12 protein-coding genes are annotated in these 21,266 nt (G+C 70.3%); 9 read left to right on the top strand and 3 right to left on the bottom strand.

What is annotated here, in order from left to right; genetic code table 11:
• The first annotated feature begins 57 nt into the window (after nucleotides 1-57).
• Complete coding sequence (locus tag FE633_RS08455) at nucleotides 58-4,539, top strand: fibronectin type III domain-containing protein (RefSeq protein WP_138044466.1); 4,482 nt, start codon at nucleotides 58-60, stop codon at nucleotides 4,537-4,539.
• A 10-nt stretch (nucleotides 4,540-4,549) separates the two neighbouring features.
• On the opposite strand, the gene FE633_RS08450 is transcribed toward FE633_RS08455, so the two are convergent.
• Entirely contained in the window at nucleotides 4,550-5,326 is a 777-nt protein-coding gene (locus FE633_RS08450) for an alpha/beta fold hydrolase (RefSeq protein WP_138044465.1), read from the bottom strand.
• Between the two features lie 117 nt (nucleotides 5,327-5,443).
• Between FE633_RS08450 and FE633_RS08445 the strand changes: the two genes are divergently transcribed.
• Together FE633_RS08445 and FE633_RS08440 are read left to right on the top strand one after the other, a co-directional pair.
• Nucleotides 5,444-6,766 (top strand): radical SAM protein, encoded by a 1,323-nt coding sequence (locus FE633_RS08445; RefSeq protein WP_138044464.1) that lies wholly within the window; start codon nucleotides 5,444-5,446, stop codon nucleotides 6,764-6,766.
• Nucleotides 6,767-6,967: 201 nt separating this feature from the next.
• Entirely contained in the window at nucleotides 6,968-8,476 is a 1,509-nt protein-coding gene (locus FE633_RS08440; RefSeq protein WP_138044463.1) for a cellulose-binding domain-containing protein, read from the top strand.
• A 151-nt stretch (nucleotides 8,477-8,627) separates the two neighbouring features.
• On the opposite strand, the gene FE633_RS08435 is transcribed toward FE633_RS08440, so the two are convergent.
• Nucleotides 8,628-10,175: an SDR family oxidoreductase gene (locus tag FE633_RS08435; protein WP_138044462.1), complete on the bottom strand. Its 1,548-nt coding sequence runs from the start codon at nucleotides 10,173-10,175 to the stop codon at nucleotides 8,628-8,630.
• A 278-nt stretch (nucleotides 10,176-10,453) separates the two neighbouring features.
• Here FE633_RS08435 and FE633_RS08430 point away from each other — a divergent pair, with 278 nt between their 5' ends.
• The 6 genes from FE633_RS08430 (at nucleotide 10,454) to FE633_RS08405 (ending at nucleotide 20,488) form a co-directional block, all read left to right on the top strand.
• Nucleotides 10,454-12,997 carry a polysaccharide lyase family 8 super-sandwich domain-containing protein gene (locus FE633_RS08430; RefSeq protein ID WP_138044461.1) on the top strand — a complete coding sequence of 848 codons (2,544 nt, stop codon included), beginning with the start codon at nucleotides 10,454-10,456 and terminating at the stop codon, nucleotides 12,995-12,997.
• 247 nt (nucleotides 12,998-13,244) lie between these two features.
• Entirely contained in the window at nucleotides 13,245-15,182 is a 1,938-nt protein-coding gene (locus tag FE633_RS08425) for a dynamin family protein (RefSeq protein ID WP_138044460.1), read from the top strand.
• A gap of 7 nt (nucleotides 15,183-15,189) precedes the next feature.
• Nucleotides 15,190-17,016: a dynamin family protein gene (locus tag FE633_RS08420; protein ID WP_138044459.1), complete on the top strand. Its 1,827-nt coding sequence runs from the start codon at nucleotides 15,190-15,192 to the stop codon at nucleotides 17,014-17,016.
• Between the two features lie 17 nt (nucleotides 17,017-17,033).
• Nucleotides 17,034-18,989 (top strand): dynamin family protein, encoded by a 1,956-nt coding sequence (locus FE633_RS08415; RefSeq protein ID WP_138044458.1) that lies wholly within the window; start codon nucleotides 17,034-17,036, stop codon nucleotides 18,987-18,989.
• A complete protein-coding gene (locus FE633_RS08410; RefSeq protein ID WP_138044457.1) occupies nucleotides 18,989-19,993 on the top strand; it encodes a hypothetical protein in 1,005 nt (334 codons plus the stop codon). The genes FE633_RS08415 and FE633_RS08410 overlap by 1 nt, the downstream gene beginning before the upstream one ends.
• A 3-nt stretch (nucleotides 19,994-19,996) precedes the next feature.
• On the top strand, nucleotides 19,997-20,488 hold the full coding sequence (locus tag FE633_RS08405) for a Pycsar system effector family protein (RefSeq protein ID WP_138044456.1): 492 nt from the start codon (nucleotides 19,997-19,999) through the stop codon (nucleotides 20,486-20,488).
• Here FE633_RS08405 and FE633_RS08400 read toward each other — a convergent pair.
• Nucleotides 20,421-21,224, bottom strand: a complete 804-nt coding sequence (locus FE633_RS08400) for a Crp/Fnr family transcriptional regulator (protein ID WP_138044455.1) — start codon at nucleotides 21,222-21,224, stop codon at nucleotides 20,421-20,423. The two genes, FE633_RS08405 and FE633_RS08400, sit on opposite strands and share 68 nt — an antisense overlap.
• Between the last annotated feature and the right edge of the window lie 42 nt (nucleotides 21,225-21,266).

Raw genomic sequence — 21,266 nt, 5'->3', positions numbered from 1 at the left:
GGTGGCCGCCCCCCTGTGCCCTCGTCGTTGGTACGTCCCCCTTTGTGAGGAACCCGCATGCCCGTCAGCAGAAGATCCGTCCTGGCCGGTGCGGCCGCCGGGACCGGCGCGCTCGCTCTGAGCGGCTGGTCCACCGCCGTAGCCGCCCAGGCCCACGCCGTCGAGGCGGCGGACGCCGGGGGCGGCGCCCGCCGCCTCGACGTGATCGACTTCGGCGCCCCGGACTCCGAGACCGCGCACGACTTCACCGCCCCCGAATCGGCAGTCGTCGACGGCAACGCGGGAGACCGGGCGCGCGTCGCCAAGCCCTTGGCTACCGCCGACATCAAGGGCGGTGACCTCCGCTTCACCATGAAGGTCGACCCGGTCCACCAGAACTACCTCACCGTGAAGCTCTGGGGCGGCGACTCCTCGACGTACAAGACGATCGCGTACATCAACGGCGAGCAGATCGGCTACCGCCGCTCCGGCGACTACGAGGCCCTCAACACCGGCACCAGCCGCCCGCTGCCCGGCCGCTTCTTCTACGCCACGACGATGCTGCCCCTGGAGCACACGCGGGGCCAGGAGACGGCAGAGATCACGCTGCGGACATACGACTCCGTATTCACCGGCAAGGTCACCGCCGACTCCCGCGGCTACTACCGGGCCTACACCCACACCGGCGCGTATCTCGACGTGAGCGACGAACCGCAGGCCGACCACACCCCGTCCACGGACACGGTCGCGGACCTGTCGGAGGCGGAGAAGCAGGCCCTGGTCGACGGCTATGTGGCGAGCCAGGTGAAGCTCTTCAACGACTGCTCGGCGAAGCTCGACGCCTCGGCCACGGCTCGCCTCAGCATCGTCCGCTACGAGGACGAACTGCGCTTCTACGCCACCGCCCTGACCCAGGCCGGCTGGTGCCCGGCGCAGTCGGCGGCCGAACGGAAGGCGGCACTGCTGCGCGTCTTCAAGTGCGTCGACAACCACACCAAGGACTACTACGGCAACACCAGGCTGCTCGCCCGAGGCGGCCACCAGGGCGACTGGGGCGGCTACTACGGGGCGCTGGGCGAGGCGCTGTACGTCGTCGAGAACGTCATCTCCGACAACGATGTCTACGGGCGCGATGCCTTCGAGGCCTTCCTCGACAAGCCCTTCACCACCGGTACGAGCGAGGGCGAGACCTCCCTGGAGGACGTCGACTTCGACGGTTCCCCGCTGACCCGCCGCGCCGCCTGGGGCCGCGTTCTCAAGGCCAACTTCGACTACGCGCGCTCCCGGCTCTCGTACATCTTCAACCAGGTGATGTACACGTACGAGGGCGCCTGGGAAGCACACGAAGGGCTCCGCGTCATCGGCTCGAAGTTCTACGAGGGCAGGGAGCGCAGCCACCGCATCGCGGGCGAGACGCTCGGCTGGCTGCCCTTCCTCGGCGAAGAGGTGCTCGTCGGCCCGGACGGCCAGGACCTGGACCTCTTCCACTCGCTCTTCTACCACGACACCACGGCCCGCTGGACCGACGACTACATCAAGTACGTCATCAAGGGCCTCGCCAGATCGAAGCTCGACAAGGACGGCAACGTCGTACGCCGCCTCCCGCTCGGCACGCACTACACCACCATCACCGAGGCCGGCCACACCCGCGAGAACGGCTACGTCGCCAACTACGGGGAGGCCACGAACTACCTCCCCGAGTGGTTCCACCGCACCTGGGGGCACGAGGGCGACGAGGAGCTGAACGACCGCATCCTGGAGATCGCGCTGCGCAATCTGCACGCCCGCTCCCACGCCCGGATGACGGACCTCGACGACAACCTCAAGCGCTCCATGCGCATGGAAATGGTGATCGACGAGCGCAACACCAACTACCCGGGATTCCCCGGCTATGTGCTCCGTATCTCCGAGGGCAAGATCCTCAACTACGTGTCCCTGGCCCACCACATCGCCCGGCACCCCGACCGGTACGCGGGCGACGCATGGCAGCAGGTCCGCGCCCACGCCCGCGAGGCCGTCGGCTTCGCCCAGCAACAGCTCGCCGACCACCAGTACTTCAACACCTTCGCCTCGGTCCGGGCCAAGAACAAGTACGGCCTCAAGCTCGCCGAGACCTACGCCTTCCTCAAGGCGCACGAGCCGACCGGCATCGTCCATCCCCACACCGATTTCACCTGCTACACCTCCGCGGAGACCGACGCGCTCGCGGTCGACACGAGTGACTACGAGCGCTTCGCCTGGGTCGACGTGGACTGCATGTTCGTCTCGCTGCGCGACGGCGACCTGCATCTGTGGGGCCATCTGAACGAACGGCAGCGCGGCTTCGCCCGCAACGGCCGCATGCACGTCCGGTACGCCAATCGCGACCACCTCGTGCAGCTCAACACCGACGGGATCTTCCCGTACGAGGACTACTGGGCCCGCATGGACAACATCGACGTCGACTTCATGGAGGACCAGCAGACCGGCGACGGCACCGCCCCGCAGGCCCTCACCGGGGAGATCGCCCCGATCACGTACCAGCCCGGTGTCGGCACGGTGCGCCGCGAGAACTTCGAGGCCGACCACGCCTACTCCGGCTACCCGGACCTGCTCACCGCCCGCTACGGCCGCTACTTCTTCGTCTTCAACACCACGCGGAAGGTGTACGGCAACGAGCGCACGCATGAGGTGCGGATCCCGGCGGGGCACTCGGGCTCCACCGTTCTCGACCTGGTCAGCGGCAAGGAGCTGGCACTGCGGGACGGCAAGGTGACCGTGCCCGCGAAGACCGGCCTGGTCCTGAAGCTGTCATCGGCCGACATCCCCGAACTCACGCCCGCACACGTCGACTTCGTGCACACCCTGCCCGGCGACGGATCGGTCACCGTCACCTGGCAGACCACCGCCGGCGCCACCCACTACGAGATCCGGCGCGCCACGCGCCGCCCCGGACCGTACGAGCTCATCACCCCGAAGGCGACGGACCGGCACTTCACCGACACCACGGCGCACTCCGACGAGACGTACTACTACACAGTCACCGCCATCAACTCCGCCGGTTCCGGGGCGACTTCGCACACCATCCGCACCCAGCTCCGCGCCCCCGTCTCGCCGGGCCTGGCCAAGTCGGGCTGGCGCGACGACGCCCTGGGCACCGCCCGCTCGGGCAGCGCGGCCGTACGTGGGTCGACCATCGGCGTGCTGGGCGCGAAGGGCGACGGGCTCGGCGAGGGCGACGACTACAAGGTGCTCGCCCGCGACATCGAGGACGAACTGCACTTCGTCAGCCGCCCGGTACCCGGCAGCTTCACCCTCACCGCACGCGTCGACACCGCTCGCGGCCCGCTCACCGGCCTGATGCTCCGCGACAAACTGGACCCGAACACCCGCCACATCTCCTTCGGCGCCGACGCGGACGGCAACCTCGTCTTCCACAACCGCACCCGCGACAGCCGGCACGACTGGCAGGACGATCCGCGCTCACCGATCACCCGCAAGCCCGACGGCCAGAGCCTCGCCGCCGCCCCCTGGCTCCGGCTGGTCCGGGACTTCGCGACGCACCGCGTGCTCGCGCAGGTCTCGGCCGACGGCTCGGTGTGGACCACGGTGGACACCCTGTTCACGCCGTTCCCGTACGCCGTCCACGCGGGCCTTGCGGCCACCGGAGACGCCACCTTCGCGAAGGTCGCGCTCGACACGCTCGCGCCCGACGCCCTCCTCGTCTCGGTCGAGCGCCACGCCGACACCGCCACGGTCCGTTGGAACAAGCCCGAGGACGCCCTGGCCTTCACGCTCGCCCGCTCCACCGACGGCGAGCAGTGGGAGACGGTGAAGGAGAACACCCGCACCTACGCCTACCAGGACGAGGGGCTGCGGCACGGCAGCCGCTCCTACAGGGTGACGGCCTCCCTGGTGGGGGGCGGGACCCGGGCCTGCGAGGAGCCGGCGGTCGCCGTGGCCGAATCGTTCGCCTCCGTCCTCGCCCGGGCCCGCAAGACCAGCACGGCGGACTGGACGAAGAAGTCGTACGCGGCCTTCACCGACGAACTCGACCGCATCGAGCAGGCGACGGGCCAGGACGAGAACACCCGCATCGACGCGGTGTACGCGGCCTACGACCTCCTCGTCTCCATCGACACATTGCTGCGCAAGGTCGAGGTCACGCCGTCGATGGTGCGGGCGTCCACCATCGAGTGGCCTGGTACGGGAACCACCGCGTCCAACGGCTGGCGCGCCTTCGACGGCGACATCAGCACGTACACCGACACCCTCGCCGCCGAGAGCTGGATCGACATCGACGCGGGGGCCTCCGGCGCCATCACCGTCGACCGTATCCGCGTCCACCCCCGCGTCGGTCAGCTGAGCCGCGCCAACGGGACGGTCCTCCGTGGCTCGAACGACGGCGGTGCGACGTGGACCGACTTCCTCACCGTCAGCGGGGTCGACACGACCCGGTGGTACGAGTTCAAGCTCGCCGAGCGCGCCTCGTACCAGCGGATCCGTGTCTACGACGGGCACAACGGCCGCTGCAATCTGGCGGAGGTGGAGTTCTGGTACCAGCTGCCCGACGAGCTCTAGGCCGACAGACCTAACCCAGGGCCGCGGACCACTCCTGCACGAGGGCCACCAGGTCCCGGGGACGCTCCTCGTGCAGGAAGTGGCCGCACCCGTGGAAGACCTCCACGCGTGACGCCGGATGCGTCAGGGTGCCGCGCTCGAAGTCGGCGGCTCCCCGCGTCGCGTACACGGCCAGCACCGGGCAGTCACGTCGTGCCAGATACGCGCGGGCCGCGGGCCGGGATCCGAACGCGTCCGGGGCCAGATACATCCCGACCCGGCACCGCAGCAGCACATCCAGGTCCATCGCGGCCATCAGCCGCTGCTGCCGCTCCCTGAGTTCGTCGTGCGCTCCCGGCCGGAAGGCGCCCGCCACGAAGCGGACCGCCCAGGCGGTCCCCTCCCGCAGGAGCTCCTCCTGCGCGGCGGGGACCCCCGCGATCTGCTCCTCATCGGCGCCGTACGCCGGGTCGACGACCACCAAGGCCCTGACGAGATCCGGATACTCGACGGCCAGTGCGGTCACGGCCTGCCCGCCCATCGAGTGGCCGACGGCGATCACCGGACCGGTGCCGAGTCGCCGCAGCAGTCGCGCCAGATCGGCGGCGAAGTCGCGCGGACCATAGCCCTCGTCCGGCCGCGGGGAGCGGCCGTGACCGCGCAGGTCCGGCACGATCACCCGATGCCGCCAGTACGGCAGCGTGGGCGTCCAGTCGTCGCCGTCGCCGCCCCAGCCGTGCACGAGAAGGACGGCAGGGTCCGGACCGGGGTGGTCCGTGTGGTGCAGGGACGTCGGCGAGGTGATCACGGGCCGACTCTAGACGTCTCGCGCATGACAGGGCCTGGCGGACCCGAGCCCGCAGCCCCGTAGGCAGGGGCATACCGTGAGGAGTCGAGCACACGAGCCGGGAGTGAGGAGAACGGGATGGGCAGCCGTACCGCACTGGTCGAGGATTTGATGGAGAGGTTCCCGCATGTGCCGCGAGAGGCCGTCTTCAAGGAGGACCTGCTCCGCGGAGGCGTGGCCTTCGACGACTCGGCGCTCTCCGACAACGAGGACGGAGACGTCAAGCCGAAGTCGTACTTCATCTTCTCCTTCGACCACGGCACCCTGCCCGAGCTGGGCGAGGCCGCGCTGCGCCGCCCGCCGGAGGAGATCATCCTCACCGGGGGCCCGTACGACCTGCGGCGGACGGTCGTGTCCGTACGCGTGAATCCGTCCTCGCCGTACCGGGTGGCCGCCGGGGACGACGGCATGCTCGGGCTCTACCTCGACGGGAAGCGGATCTCGGACGTCGGGGTCCCGCCGATGCCGGAGTACTACCGGCACACCCTCGCCAATGGAAAGTCCGTCATGGAGGTGGCCCCGACGATTCAGTGGGGCTACCTGATCTACCTCACGGTCTTCCGGGTCTGCCAGTACTTCGGTGCCAAGGAGGAGTGCCAGTACTGCGACATCAACCACAACTGGCGCCAGCACAAGGCCGCCGGGCGCCCGTACACCGGCGTGAAGGACGTCGAGGAGGTCCTCGAAGCGCTGGAGATCATCGACCGGTACGACACCGCGAAGGTGTCCACCGCGTACACGCTGACCGGCGGGGCGATCACCTCAAAGGTCGCCGGGCGCGACGAGGCCGACTTCTACGGTCACTACGCCAAGGCCATCGAGGAGCGGTTCCCGGGGCGGTGGATCGGGAAGGTGGTCGCGCAGGCGCTGCCGCGCGACGACGTGCAGCGCTTCAAGGACTACGGCGTGCAGATCTACCACCCCAACTACGAGGTGTGGGACCGCCGTCTCTTCGAGCTGTACTGCCCCGGCAAGGAGCGCTACGTCGGCCGTGACGAGTGGCACAAGCGCATCCTCGACTCGGCGGAGATCTTCGGCGCGCGCAACGTCATCCCCAACTTCGTCGCGGGCGTCGAGATGGCGGAGCCCTTCGGCTTCACGACGGTCGACGAGGCCATCGCCTCGACCACGGAGGGCCTGCGCTTCTTCATGTCGCACGGCATCACGCCCCGGTTCACCACATGGTGCCCCGAGCCGACGACCCCCCTGGGCAAGGCCAATCCGCAGGGCGCGGCGCTGGAGTACCACATCCGGCTGCTCGACGCCTACCGCTCGACCATGGAGGACTTCGGGCTGTCCTCGCCGCCCGGATACGGCCCGCCCGGGCCCGGGCACGCGGTCTTCTCGGTGAGCTCGTTCATGGACAGCCTTCCGGCGAACGAGGAGGCGCACGCGGGCTGATGGGGTGCCGCGGCCTCGGCTGGGAGCGTGCCCGGGCTGATGGGGGCGTGGGGCCGGAGTGAACGCATGTGCTGGTGGCGCTTGTCAGTTGTGCGGGTACCGTGAAAAACTCTGGTCCCCCTTGAGACGTCCCCGCTCAACTTCCGTATGCCCTGAGGTGAGTTGACTCCCTCCTTCCGGATCCAGGTGAAGACCCCGCTCATGCCTGACCTGCCGACCCCCCAGGATGCCGCCGAGGCGACGCTGTTCTCGGAGTGCTGGGACGCGGTGCTGTCCTACGCCGACCTGTGCACCGCCGGTTCCGCCACCGCACGACAACTGGCCTCCGAGGCGTTCTCCCACGGCATACGTGAGGTGCGTGCCGCCGAGGGCGACGGCAAGGGCGCCGGGCGCCGGAGCCGGGCGCCGCGACTGCCCCGTATACCGCTGCTGCTGACCGCCGTACGCAAGACGGCCGACACCTGGGAGTCGCGCGGCCTCGGCCAGCGCCTCGACCCGGATCTGCGGCTGTGGCTCAACTCCGAGAAGGCGGCCCGCTATACGGGACCGCCGCTGCACCGGCCGCTCGCGCTGCGCGGACTGCGGGACATGCAGGAACCGGACGCGGCGTTGCTGTGGCTGGCCGAGGCCGAGGCGATGCCGCTGCCCGCGGTGGCCCGCAGACTCGGCCTCGACCCGGAGAGCGTCGCTGAGGAACTCGCCCAGGTGCGCACCGTGTTCCGCGACCGCTGCCACCGCAACCACCTCGACACCCCGCTCGACGCGGAGTGCCGCAGATACGCCCGGCTCCTCGACGCCGTCACCCGCTCGCCCGGCGCCGACACGCCCGAGGACCTCTCCAAGCATCTCGCGACATGCGTCGAGTGCGCGGAAGCCGCCGCCTGTCTGCGGCTGGGCGGCACCGGGCTGCCCGGGGCCCTCGCGAGCGGCGTGATCGGCTGGGGCGGACTCGCCTATCTGGAGCGGCGGCGCAGAGCAGTGGAGTCCGGGCTGAGCCGGGCCGTCGCGGACTTGGACGAGGGAGCGCCCGTACCGGAGGAGGGCAAGGTCCGGATCGGGCGCGCCGGGCTTCTCGTCGGGGCCGGCATCGTGTCGTTACTCGCGCTCGTGGTCTCACTGGGGGCATTCGACTCCGACGGCGGCACCGTACGGGACGAGTCGGCGGGGCGGGAGCCGGTGGGGGACCAGGTGCCTCCGGTCGAGGCTCTGCCGTCCGCCACCTCCTTGCCTCCGAAGCCCACGGACCCGGACTCGGGTCCGTCGCACTCCGAGTCGGGCTCGGACTCCGGATCCCGCTCGGATGGGGATCGGCAGTCGGACAAGCAGCAGGGCAAGGAGCCCCAGGGCGACTCGTCGTCCTCGCACACGGGCGATCCCACCCCCACGAAGTCCCCCTACTGCAAGGCCAGTTACGACCTGGTCAACCAGTGGCCGGACGGCTTCCAGGGCACCGTCACGGTCACCTCAACCAAAGCCCTCGACAGCTGGCGCGTCGGCTGGAAGTTCCGCGACGGCCAGCGGGTCACCCAGATGTGGGACGGCAGCTTCGAGCAGGACGGCTCCCATGTGACGGCCACCGCCGCCGACTACAACAGGTCCGTGCCCGCGGGCGGCAAGTTCGGTGTCGGCTTCCTCGCGTCCTGGCAGGGCTACAACTCGCCGCCGTACGACTTCACGTTGAACGGGCAGAGCTGTACGGATGTGAGCTGAGCGGAGACGAGCTGAGCGGGTGTGAGCCGAGCGGGTGTGAGCCGAGCGGGTGTGAGCCGAGCGGCTCCGCCGACGGTCGGCGGAACAGCTTGGCCGTGGCGCCGCGGGTCCGTCGTCGGCAGCGCGACGCGGACGCGCACGACCGCTTCTGTCAGCCCGCGGCGACGGCGCTCGCCTCGGCTTCGGCGGCGATGTTCCGGGCCATGCCACCGAACACCACGGCGTGCCAGGGAGAGATGCCCCACCAGTAGAGATGCCCGGCCAGGCCGTGCGGGTGGAACAGGGCTTGCTGCCGGTACACCGTCCCTCCCGCCGGGTCCCGGTCGATCCTCAGCTCCAGCCAGGCAAGCCCCGGCAGCCGCATCTCCGCCCTGAGCCGCAGCAGCCGACCGGGCTCGATCTCCTCCACCTGCCAGAAGTCGACATGGTCCCCGACGCTCAGCCTCGCCGCGTCCCGGCGGCCCCGGCGCAGGCCGACCCCGCCCGCCAGTCGGTCGAGCCAGCTCCGCAGTGCCCAGGCCGACGGGGAGGAGTACCAGCCGTTCTCGCCCCCGATGCCCTCCACCACTCGCCACAGTGTCTCCGGCGACGCGTGGACGGCGCGCTCGCGGCGATCGGAGTAGAGGCTCCCGCCCGCCCAGTCGGGATCCGTCGGCAGTGGATCGCTCGGCGCGGCGGGCACGGAGGCGGAGGGCCCGGGGATCCCCTCGGACGGAGACCGGGGGAGGGTGGCCACATCGGTGTCGCGAATACGCTTCAGCGCCAGCCGGAGCGCCTCGTCCAGGCCGAGCAGACCGTCCGTGGGGTCCGGCACATAACGCGCGATGTCGTGTTCGGCGCAGACGACCTCGTGACGCAGCGACTCGACCAGTGGACGTGCGACGGCTCCCGGCACGGGCGTGACCAGGCCGACCCAGAGGCTGGACAACCGTGGCGAGAGCACCGGCACCGGAACGATGAGGCGCTGCGGCAGACCCCCGACAGCGGCGTACCGCCGCATCATGTCCCGGTACGTGACGATGTCCGGCCCGCCGATGTCGAACGTGCGGTTCACGTCGTCCGGCAGCCGCGCGCACCCCACGAGCAGGCGGAGCACGTCGCGGACGGCAATCGGCTGTGTCCGCGTGCTCACCCAGCTCGGCGTCACCATCGCCGGCAGTCGCTCGGTCAGATAACGCAGCATCTCGAACGACGCCGAGCCCGAACCGATGATCACGGCAGCCCGCAGCGCGGCGGTCGGCACGCCCGAGGCCAGGAGGATGTGGCCCACTTCGGCCCGAGACCGTAGATGCGGTGACAGCTCACGCTCGGGCACCCCTGCCGGGGTCAGACCGCCGAGATAGACGATCCGGCGGATTCCGGCAACGCGAGCCCTCTCGCCGAACAGCCGGGCCGCGCGGCGGTCGGTCTCCTCGAAGCCGGACCCGCTGCCCAGCGAATGCACGAGGTAATACGCGACGTCGATGTCCTCCATCGCCGCGCTGACGGAGTCCGCGTCCGTCACGTCCCCGCGCACGGCCTCCACTTGTCCGGCCCAGGGGTGATCGCGCAGCTTGCCGGTCGAGCGGGCCAGACAGCGCACGGAGTATCCCGTCGCCAGCAGCTCGGGCACCAGCCTGCTCCCGATATAGCCGGTCGCCCCGGTCACCAGGCAGCGCAGAGGGCGATCGGCGGGCGGTATCGCCCTGTGAAGCCTCATGGCTGCCTCCAGAAGGCGGAGCCGCTTCCCCTCAGCCATCCTTGAGCGTGCCGTCGGCTCACGCAACCGCAGCTCCGCCGGGCCCGAACGCTCCGACGGCCCACGGCTCGGTCCCCGCCCCTGCGTGCGCCGGCTAGGGCCTGTGTCGAAAGTGGCGTCGGCCGGCAGGCGCCACTTTCGACACAGGCCCTAGGCCGGTGGCCGAGCGCCCTTGTCGCTGAGCGGGCCGTCTGCTTGACTCCGCCCGGCAGAACGCCCATTCAACGGCGGAGGAAGCCATGGAGATCACCCGCAGACGCCTGTTGTCCGCCCTGTCAGCCGCCGGTCTTCTGACGGTGATCCCCTCGCGGTCGGCGAGCGCCGCCGAGATCGCCGCGGGCAGCGCACGTCTCCTGGCCAACACCGTGGCGGTGTTCGCCGGGACCGCCGAGTCCAACGCCCGGCCGGAGACGGCCGTCAAGCTCGCCGCCATCGACCAGGCCGCGCGGACGAATCTGAAGTCGATGGACGCCGCCGGCGCGGGCGAACTGTTCGCCAATCTGACGCTCGGCACCGACGAGGCCAACCTCAACACTGCCTTCCGGCGGCTGTACGAGACAGCCCTCGCCACCCGCACCCCGGGCAGCGCCTCCTCGGATCTGTACCAGAACACCACCGTGCAGCGCCGGGTGATCGACGGTCTCGTCTGGCTGCACGAGCGCTACTACGGTGACCAGTCCAAGGGCTACTACGGCAACTGGTTCCACTGGGAGATCGGTCTCTCCCAGCACATCGGCAAGACCCTGGCGTTACTCTCCGACGAGGTGGAGGCGTACCGCCCCGGCCTCGTGAGCACCTACGTCGCCTCGATGGACGCCTACCTCCGCAATGGCATCGACGGGGACGTGAACCTCGACTCGCGTTTCCACACCGGCGCCAACCTCGCCGACATCACCACCAACCGGATCCTCCAGGGCGCGCTCCTCGGTGACGACGCACGCATCCGCAAGGCCCTCACCGACCAGCTCACGGTCTTCGCCACCATCGACCCGTACCACCTCAACCACGGTGTCACGGACGGCTATTACGCCGACGGCTCCTTCATCCAGCACGCCTCCGTCGCCTATACCGGCTCCTACGGCAAGGGCCTGCTGACGCGTGTCGTCCAGACCCTCAAGATCCTCGACGGTACGGGATTCGCGCACGGTGAGGAACTGGTGCCGACCGTGCGGGGCTGGGTGAAGAACGGCTTCGCGCCGCTGATCTTCGAGGGCTGGATGATGGAGATCGTCAAGGGGAGGGCGGTCGCGCGGACGGACACCGGCTACACCGATGTCGGGGTGGTCGTCGAGGCCGTCGTCGACCTCTCCTCGCTCGCGAGCGGCGCCGACGCCATCGCCCTGAAGAGCTACGTCAAGCACATCCGGTCGACCTCGCGCACCGCCCTCGATCCGGCCGGCTTCGTCTCTCCGGTCGGCATCGTGCGTTACGCCGACATCATCGGCGACGCCACCATCCCGGCCGCGGACCTCAACCCAGGCTCGCGCAGCGTCGCCTTCAACGCCATGGACAAGACCGTGCACCGCAGACCGGGGTACGCGTTCGCGCTCGCCCGCAGCTCCGACCGGATCAGCAAGTACGAGTACATGAACGGCGAGAACCTCATGCCGTGGTTCCAGGGCGATGGTGCGTATTACCTCTACCTCTCCGGGCAGGACCAGACCCAGGCGTACGGCGTCGACCACTTCACCACCGTTTCGCCGTATGGCCTTGCCGGTGTCACCGCGCCGGTCGAGCAGCGGCACACCATCCCGGAGCTGTACGGGAAGCCGTACTACGACAACCCCGGCCACCCGCTGAACTTCACCTCGTCGTCCGCGTCGCAGAACACGTACGTCTACTTCCCGCGCGGCACCAACCGGCACTCCGGCGGCGCCGTCCTCGGCGCGTACGGCGCGGCCGGGATGGTGCAGTCCGACGACGTCTCCTACCGCGACAAGGGTGCGGGCCTCCTGCCGGACGACTTCGTCGTGTACCGCAACGCGACGGCGACGAAGTCGTGGTTCCTCCTCGACGAGGAGATCGTGGTGCTCGCGGCGGGGGTCGGCGACGGCGCGGGACGGGCCGTGGCCACGACGGTCGACGCCCGTACCGCCGCACCGGACGACCAGGTCTCCGTCACCGGGATGCTGCGCGACGGCCGTCCCTGGACCGGCTCAGGCATCGGTGACCTGCACTGGCTGCGCTACGCCAACGCCACGCGGCGGACCGCCGTCGGCTATGTCTTCCTCGACACCCCGCAGGTGAGGGTCGCCCTGGACAAGGTCACCCGCAGCCGCCGGGCCGTCCGCACCTCGAACCCGGACACCGCCGTGACCCGCACTGTCTTCGGTGTGACGGTCGACCAGGCCCCCGGAGCCGAACCCATCCGCCTGGCCTACGTGTTGGTGCCGAACGCGGGCGAGGCCGGGCTGCGTTCGTACCTGCGCGGACCACTGAAGGTCCTGGCGAACACCTCTCGCCTGCAGGCCGTCACCCACACCGGCCTCGGCCTGACGGCTGCCAACAGCTTCACGCGCGGCCGCCACGAGACCGCCGGGATGCGCATCGAGGGGCCTGCCTCGGTGATCGTCCAGCGCGAACGCCGTGGCCCGACGACCGTCGCCGTGTCCGACCCGACCATGCACCGGGACACGGTCGGTGTCCTGCTCCGCGGCCGGTCGCTGCGGGCGGTCAGGTCGGACGACGGGGTAAGCGTGAGCTCGGTCCCCGGCGGAACCCGGCTGGACTTCAACACCCACCACGCGTACGGACGGAGCTTTACGGTCACGCTGCGCGGCTAGGGCCCTTGGTCGTACCGGCGTACCGGCCCGCCCTCGGTAGTGCCTCCCCACACGGGGCGCGCCTGTGCCGCTCCAGGGACGGCCGTCGGGGAGCATTCCGATGACGGAGACCCCGAGCCCGCCGTACGCGGCCCGAGCCAGGACGGACGCCGGGGCGCCCGTGGGCCGGGTCGAGGTGCGGGGCATATCGCGCCGATCCCATCGTCTGATGAGAAGTTGACCCGGCAGCCGTTTCTACGCTGGCGACGTGACGAAACAGCTGGTGGTGAATGGCCTGGGGGACGGGGGCTCGGCGGTCGCCGGGCACCTGCGGTGGATCCACGGCCTGCTCGACAGTCTCAGCCTCCCGGCCGAGCGCCGGGACATGTTGCGTTCCCGGCTTCGCGCGGTCGAAGCGCGCGCCGCCGACCCGGAGCTGCGGGTCGCGGTGTTCGGCGAGGCGTCCAGCGGCAAGAGCACCCTGCTCAACGCTTTTCTGCAGCGCCGCCTGCTGCCCTCGTCCGCCCGGGTGACCACGCACACCACGACCGTGCTGAGGTACCGGGACGACGCCGAGGGCTTGGTGGTCCGCACAGCTGACGATGCCGTGCTGACGTGGCCGTCCGGGGCGTTCGCCCAGTGGGCGGGGCTGCGTCACGCGTCCCGGCCGGACGATCTGGAGGACGCCCTGGAGCGGGTGCTGACCACCGAACTGGCCGAACAGGTACGAGGGCTGGAGGTCCTGTCGCCCGTCCGCATGCTGGGCGAGGGCACGACGGTGCTCGACACACCGGGGTTCAGCGTGAGCAACCGGGGACATCGGGAGCTGGCCGTGGCCGCCGCGCGGCAGGCGGACCTCGCGCTGGTCGTGGTGCCGGCCGTCGCCGCGATGTCGATGACACTGGTGGACTTTCTCAACGGACCGCTGCTGGACCACCACGACCGGTGTGCCTTCGTGCTCACCAAGGTCGACCTGCTTGATGACGACGAACGGCCCGAGGTCGTCGAGGTCGTCGAGAACCGGCTGAAGGATCTGGGGATCGGTGATCCGGTGCTGCTGCCCTGTGCCCCGGGGGAGGCACTGAAGCAGATCACCACGCCCGGCGCCGGCGGGCCCGACGCGGACGGGCACCTTCCGAGGTTCCGCGAGGTCGAGGCACGGATCGCGGGACTGGCCGCCGAGAAACGGCAGTCTGCCATCGCGGCCACCGTGCTCGGGCTGCTCTCGGAGTTGCTTGCCGCCGTAGAGGAATCCGCAGAGTCCCAGCGTGCCGCACTCAGCCGTACGGAGCGTGGGCTGGCCGCCCTGTCCCTGCCGGACTTCCCGGGCTTTCTGGACGCCTGGGCCCGGCGCACCGCGGACCGGGCCGGGAACGAGCTGACCCACGCTGCCTCGGTCCGTACTCCGGCGGCGTCCCGGGCGAAGCTGGACACGCAAGTGGTCGCAGCCGTGGCCGGCGACAAGATCGGCAACATGGTCGAGGCGACCGGAAACGTCTCCCGCATCGTCCGGCTCCACTTACGGAAAGAGGCCGAGCGGGCCGTTCGGACCGCGGCGGACCGGGCTGGGGAGCTGCTGAAATCCGGAGCCGACGAGCTCGCGCGCGACTTCACCACCGAGTACAGCGCCCTGGCAGGGCTGGTCGGCGAGGTCTGGGCCGCACCCGTGGCGCCCCCGGTGGCGGCGAACGACCTGCCCGCCCCCGACCTGTCCGGCGTCGATCAAACGCTGACCGCGATCGGCACCCAGCTGACCGCCAGCGACAACTGGCGCACCGGCGGCGGGGCGATGGCCGGAGCCCTGGCCGGCAGCATGATCGCCCCCGGCATCGGCACCGTCATCGGTGGCGCGCTCGGCGCGCTCATCGGCAAGCGCGGCCCCGACGCGGCCCGCGAGCAGTTCCTGCAGCGGGCCCGCCCGATCATCGCAGCCGCGCACGAGGAAATCGGCACCCTCGTCAGCGCGACCCTGCTGGGCATCCGCGCAGGAGTCACCGACAGCATCGCCGCCCTCCGCGAGCAGTACGACGACGAGTGGGGCGCGGAGATCGCCCGTCTCACCGCCGCGAACGACCGGCAGCGCGGCGAACTGGCCGCCGGTATCGCCGCCCTGGAGAAGGCGGCGGCCACCGCCAGGCGCCGTCGCGAGCAGGTCGCCGTTCTGCGCGGCGCGGCTGCTCGCACCGTCCCCGACCTCGAGGAGTAGTGACCCCATGGACAACGGTTCCCCGCCTGTCGCCGGCACCCCGCCGCCCGCGCCCACCACCATCGCCCACATCGCCCACATCGCCGATGTCAGCGCCGCCGCGCCCGGTTGGCTGCGAGAGGCCCGTCAACTGGCCGACGAACACGGGCTGGACCGGATCGGCGCAGCCCTGGAAGCCCTGGCCGCCGAACGCGGTAGGCAGGCCTTCCGGATAGCGGTGGTGGGCGAGTTCAACCGGGGCAAGTCCACCCTGATCAACCGGCTGATCAGCCGCGACCTGCTGCCGACGGGACCGCGCCCGGTCACTCGTGCCCCGGTGACGGTCCGGGCGGCTCAGGAGGAGTCGGTGCGGCTCACCTGGCCGGACGGGTCCCATGAACTGCGCGGTCTCGACGCCGAGGACCCCTGGGACGGCCTCACCGGCACCCTGCCCTCCCCGAGGCCGCGGCAAGGGGCGTCCTCCGATCCGGTGCTTCCCGAGCCCGCCGTGGTCGCCGCCGTGGCCGACGCCTGGCTGACGGAGCTGGGCATCGAGTTGGTGGACCTGCCGGGAGTCAACTCCGGGAGCGAGGAGCAGCTCGAGCAGGTACGCCGCACTGCCGCCGCCAGCGACGCCGTCCTGTTCGTCGTCTCCGCCGTTTCTCCCATGAGCAGCACCGAATACCGCCTCCTCCAGGAGGAGGTGCTGTGCCGCCATGTGCCGTTCACCGCTGTCGTGGTGACCATGCTGGACCTGGTCGACGCCGAGGACCGCGAGGAGACCGTACGACACCTCAGGCAGCGACTGGAGGACCTGCCCGGCCGACTGCCCGTACTGCAGGCTCCGGAGCCCGGCGGAGGAGAGCCGGAGCTGGCGGCCCTGCGCTCACTCGTCGAAGAGTTCGCCCGGGGCGGCGGACGGGCGCTGTGGCGTGACCGGCGCATCGCCGCACAGGTCGCCGACCACTGCGAGGCGATGACCGGGATCGCCGCCGCGGCCCTCGCGGCCGACGGGCTGTCCCGTACCGAGGCCGACGAACGGGCCAGGCAGGCACAGACACTGCTGGAGAAGGAGGAACAGCAGTGGGAGCAGCTCCGCATCGACCTGACAGGGCGTCAACTGGCCCTCACCGCCCGGCTGCGTGAACAGGTCCAGAAAGAACGCGACGGCCTCATCGAACGGCTGCGCTGGGAACTGGAACGCTCCCAGGACCCGGGTGGCTGGTGGGAACGGGACCTGCCGTTCCGGCTACGGCACGAACTGTCGATGCTCGCCCAGCGGTCCGAACGCACCGTCCTGCCCGGCCTGACCGCTGACACCGACTGGCTCGACGCCGAGGTCGCCGGGCGACTGCCCGGCGCCTCCCCGAGCCCCGTCCCGGCCTGGCTCGGACCCGCCGTGGAACCACAGCTCTCCGGCGAGATCTCCGACCTGTCCAGGACCCGGCTGGCGACCCGGCTCGGCGCCCAGGGCGGCGCCATCGTCGGCTACTTGATCGCCCTTGCCCGTTCGGCCCCGATACCGATGATCTACGGCGCGGGGTTCAGCCTGATCGGCGGCCTGCTGGCCGAGGGCGCCATCCGGTCCGCGACCGAACAGCAGCGCAGCGAGGTCGACGCCGTGCTCGTCCGCGTGGTCGACGACAGCACCGCGGCCTTCCTGCGGCAGGCCGTCGACCTGCTCTCGGAGATCTACACCGACGTGTTCGACCAACTGCGCCAGTCCCGCTTGCTGTGGCACGACGCCAGGCGGGCCGCGCTGGAATCCCCGCCCGGCTCCGGCGCCGACTGGTCGGCCCTGGCCCGTCCCGCGGCCGCCCTGGCCGCACGTATCCGGTCCGAACTCCAGAACTGAAGGAGAGAGTGACGACTATGACCACCACGGAAGCGGTAGGTTACGGCGCCGCGGACGCCCAGCGCCTGCGGCTGATGGAGATCTGCCGGCAACTCGGGAAGATCGCCGGGCAGATCGGCAACGGCGGGGCGGAAGGCGTCGTGACCGCGCTGCTCGAACGGATGGACAGCGACGCCTTCCATGTGATGGTGGTCGGTGACTTCAACCGCGGCAAGTCCACCTTTGTCAACGCCCTCTTGGGCGCCCAGGTGCTGCCGGTCAAGGCGACGCCCGCCACCGCCGTCATCACCGAGGTCAAGTTCGGCGACCCGCCGGCCGCCCGACTGTGGCGGGAGGACACCGCGGTGCCCGAGACCGTCCACCCCGAGGAGCTCACCGCCCTCATCACCGTCAACAGCGAGGAACGCGATCAGCGCAACCCCTTCGTCAGGGCCGAGGTCATCTGGCCGCTGGAACTGTGCCGCCACAATGTCGTACTGATCGACTCACCCGGCCTCAACGAGCACGCCAACCGCGACGAGATCACCCTCACCCACCTGCGCAAGGCAGACGCGGTGATCTTCCTCCAGCACGCGATCGCCCCCATGAGCATCAGCGAGTCGCAGTTCCTCACGTCCTACCTGGATGCGCACGACCCCTTCTTCGTCTTCACCTACTTCGACGCCATCGAGGACACCGAACGGGACGACGTCGTCGCCGGCGCGCGACAGCGCATCCTCGGACTGCGCGGCGAGGACCGGGACGAGAACCGCTTCTACTTCGTCGACGCCAAGACCGCGCTGCGCGCCCGGGTGGCCGACGACTCCACCGGCTACGAGAACTCCGGCGTGGCCGATCTGGAACAGGCCCTGGAACGCTATCTGGTGACGGACCGTCACAAGGTCAAGCTCCTCGCTCCGGCGCGTGCCCTGCGCGGCCTCGCCCGCGAGCTCGATCGCAACATCCCCCACGAACTCGCCCTGCTCGACACGAAGGCCGCCGACCTGGAACGACGCTGGGAAGCCGCCCAGCAGCCGCTGCGTGACCTGGAGGTACAGGCCCGGCAGATCACGCTGGACATCGGCAACCAGACCCGGATGCTCCAGGACAGGGTGGAAGCCCTGCTCGGCGGCTACCTCGCGTCCGTGGCGGACGAGGCTCCGGCGATCGCGGCGGAGGTCCCTCTGACGACCAAGATCGGTATCAACCCCTTGAAGGTTCCGGAGCGTGCCGAACAGGTCACCCAGGAGATCGCCGCCGGCACCGCGAGGGCCATCGAGCAGAAGGTGGCCGACTGGGTGAGCAGTTCGCTGGAGCCGGTGATCCACCAGGACATGGAGAAGCTCGCCGAGCGGATGAACGCCCATCTGGACTCCTTCGAGGCCCGTCTGGACGAGCTGCGGATCAGCCTCACCGGAGTACGGGACGCGGGGCGCGCCGGGGAACGCCAGGAGGAACAGCCGCTCACCAGGTTCCTTTCGGGGGCGGCCGGACTGGTCCTCGGCGGAGTGGCGGGCGGCATGGTCGGCGCCCGTTTCGGGGCCAAGGAGGCGCTGCGCACCCTGCCGATCACTCTGGCGATCGCCATGGCCTGGATGTTCACCCCCTTCGGGATCCCGACCCTGATCGGCAGCATGCTCGTCCACGGATTCATCAAGAGCAGGGAGGCCGGCAGCCGACTGGAGAACAAGATGCGGGAGGCGGTCGGCCGCGAGATGGCCACCCAGATCAGGCTGGCCGCGCCCAAGCAGGCCCGTGAGGCGGCCCAGGCATTCGCCACCACGACCATGGAACCGATCGCCCGTGACGTGACCGGGGGGCTCTCCTCCCGGACCAGGGAACTGACCCGGAGCGTGGAGTCGGCGCAGGAGTCCCGTCGGCAGGGCGAGACGGCCGTCGAAGAGCGCCGCGCCGAACTCGAGCAGCTGGACGCGCTGCTTCGGCGGGCCGGCGACGACCTCGGCGACCTCGTCGACGAACTGGCGTTGCTCTGATGGCCCGTTACCGCAGGCGCCTGTGCATGGCCGTGGACCTGCGCCAGTACAGCCGCCACACCTACACCGAGCAGGCCGACGCACAGGCCAGGCTCCGCCTCGTGGTCGAGCACGCACTGCGCCGCGCCCGGATTCTGCGGGTCCGTACGCAGCAGCAACTGCAGGGCGACGGGCGGCTGGTGGTCTTCCCGGCCCGTACCGACCTCGTGCGAGCCGTCCCGAAGCTGATCCTCGGGCTTCGGGACGGCCTGTACGAGGCGAACCAGGCGCCCGGAGCCTTCGGCCGGATGAGGATGCGGGCCGCACTCGGGCTGGGGTCCATCTCCCGGGCCGACAGCGGCTACCTGGGCGACTGCGTGGTGCTGGTCAGCCGCCTGGTGGACTCCGACGGGCTGCGGAACGCGCTGGAACGCAACGACGACAGCGACCTGGCCCTTGCGGTACCGCACGAGCTCTATCGGGACGTGATCGTGCAGCAGGCCCACGGGCTGCCCGCCTCGGACTTCCGGCAGACCGAGGTGGTCACCGAGAAGAAGGAGTTCGCCGCCGACGCGTGGCTGTACGTGCCGAGATCGGCGCCCGCCAGGGATCCGAGCCCGGAACCGGTGATCTGGGGGCACTCGCCGGGGCACGCGGCCATGCGGGAGTTCGTCGTTCCGGCGCTGGCCGCCGCGCACCTCGCGGCCACGGTGGTCTCGCACAGCCAGGCGCTGCGGGAGTGGGCGCTGCCGGAGTCCGGTGCCGATACGGGCTACCGGGACGGTGACTTCGACGGACCGGACCACGCGGGCCCGCACGACGCCCACCACGCGGATCCTCCTCAAGCGGATCCGTACCACCCCGACCCGTACCACCCGGATGCCCATCACCCGGACCCGCATCACCCCGACCCGCATCACCCCGACCCGCATCACCCCGACTCGCAGCAGGATCACCATCACCAGGATCCGCATCACCACGATCTCGGCCACCACATCCATCACTTCCACCACGGCGGGCACTGAGCAATGGCCGAACACGCCCCGACAGCACAGGAGTTGGCAGCGGCGGTCGCCGCGATGGCCTCGTTCCAGCAGGTCACCCAACAGGCCGACGCCAAGGCCGGAATGATGGTCACCGTGCATGTCGGCCTCGTGGCCGTCGTCGCCACCAAGGTCGGCTCGGTGGGCGCCCCGGCGCCGACCGAGCCGGTGGCCGTGCTCTTCTGGCTCGCCACCTTCGCGTACCTGCTCAGCTTCACCGTGTCGGGATACCTGCTGGTCCAGGTGATCCGTCCGCGCACGGGGCGGCACTCGGCACCGAGCCGGTTCTCACTGGACGTCGCCGACCCCTCCGGGGCGGTCGGCGGGCAGTTGGCAGCCCAGGCATGGGCGACGGCGGACGCCATCGCCCGGATCGCCTCACTCAAGAACGGCTACACCGCCCGCGCCGTCAGCTGGGTCGCCGCGATGGTGGTGGCGGCGGCGATATGGCTGATGCTGGCCGGGGCAACGCGATGAGCGGCGGAGCGCCCCAGTCCGTACCGGCGATCCGGCCCAGTTCGGGCATGTCCCGGACCAGGATCCGCCGGTACCCGGTCTCAATGACCCGATGCTCGCGGAGCGAACGCAACACCCTGTGCACGCTCGGCTCGGAGGCCCCGACCAGCGCGGCCAGCTCCGGTTGGGTCAGCGATACCCCGATCGACATTCCGGCCTCGCAGGGCCGGCCGTACACCCGGGTCAGCTCACCCAGCACCCGGGCCACCCGGGTACCCACTGCGCAACCCCCGAACTCCTGTCGCCGTCGGGTTGCCCAGCGCAGCTTCCCCGCCACCGCGCGCATCACCGCCTGCGCGACGTCGTCGTACCGCGCAAGAGACGCGAGGAAGTCCTGACGACCTATCTTCTTCGCCATGCCGGCCCCGGCCGCCACGACCGTGGCCACACGCGGCTGCGCGTCAAAACAGGCCAGTTCACCGACGATGTCACCACCGGCCCGGACCGCCATCAGCGCCTCCCGGTCGTTCTCCGTCGTGGCCAGCACCTTGAACCAGCCGCTCAGCAGCAGGAAGACGTGAGAGCCGTACTCGCCCTCGCGCAGCAGCCGTTCACCCCCGTCGAAGCGCACCGGCCGCCCGAGTCCGATCAGGTGATCGCGCGTCTCTGCCGAGAGTCCACCCAGAAGGCTGGCCGCCGGCCAGCGAGCTTCCAACGGCCGCGGAGCGTGCCTGTTGCGCGCAGCGGTTGACGTCATGAATGGGCCCTTCGAATTGCCGTTCGTTTTCGGCCAAGATGC

The organism is Streptomyces montanus (assembly GCF_005786655.1).
GTDB lineage: Bacteria > Actinomycetota > Actinomycetes > Streptomycetales > Streptomycetaceae > Streptomyces > Streptomyces sporangiiformans.
This window is presented reverse-complemented; position numbering and strand designations above follow the sequence as displayed.

Bases quoted from the DNA above. Each gene is read 5' to 3' on its own strand.
- FE633_RS08455 (WP_138044466.1), top strand. From the start codon at position 58: ATGCCCGTCAGCAGAAGATCCGTCCTGGCCGGTGCGGCCGCCGGGACC.
- FE633_RS08445 (WP_138044464.1), top strand. From the start codon at position 5,444: ATGGGCAGCCGTACCGCACTGGTCGAGGATTTGATGGAGAGGTTCCCG.
- FE633_RS08440 (WP_138044463.1), top strand. From the start codon at position 6,968: ATGCCTGACCTGCCGACCCCCCAGGATGCCGCCGAGGCGACGCTGTTC.
- FE633_RS08435 (WP_138044462.1), bottom strand. From the start codon at position 10,175: ATGAGGCTTCACAGGGCGATACCGCCCGCCGATCGCCCTCTGCGCTGC.
- FE633_RS08430 (WP_138044461.1), top strand. From the start codon at position 10,454: ATGGAGATCACCCGCAGACGCCTGTTGTCCGCCCTGTCAGCCGCCGGT.
- FE633_RS08420 (WP_138044459.1), top strand. From the start codon at position 15,190: ATGGACAACGGTTCCCCGCCTGTCGCCGGCACCCCGCCGCCCGCGCCC.
- FE633_RS08415 (WP_138044458.1), top strand. From the start codon at position 17,034: ATGACCACCACGGAAGCGGTAGGTTACGGCGCCGCGGACGCCCAGCGC.
- FE633_RS08410 (WP_138044457.1), top strand. From the start codon at position 18,989: ATGGCCCGTTACCGCAGGCGCCTGTGCATGGCCGTGGACCTGCGCCAG.
- FE633_RS08405 (WP_138044456.1), top strand. From the start codon at position 19,997: ATGGCCGAACACGCCCCGACAGCACAGGAGTTGGCAGCGGCGGTCGCC.
- FE633_RS08400 (WP_138044455.1), bottom strand. From the start codon at position 21,224: ATGACGTCAACCGCTGCGCGCAACAGGCACGCTCCGCGGCCGTTGGAA.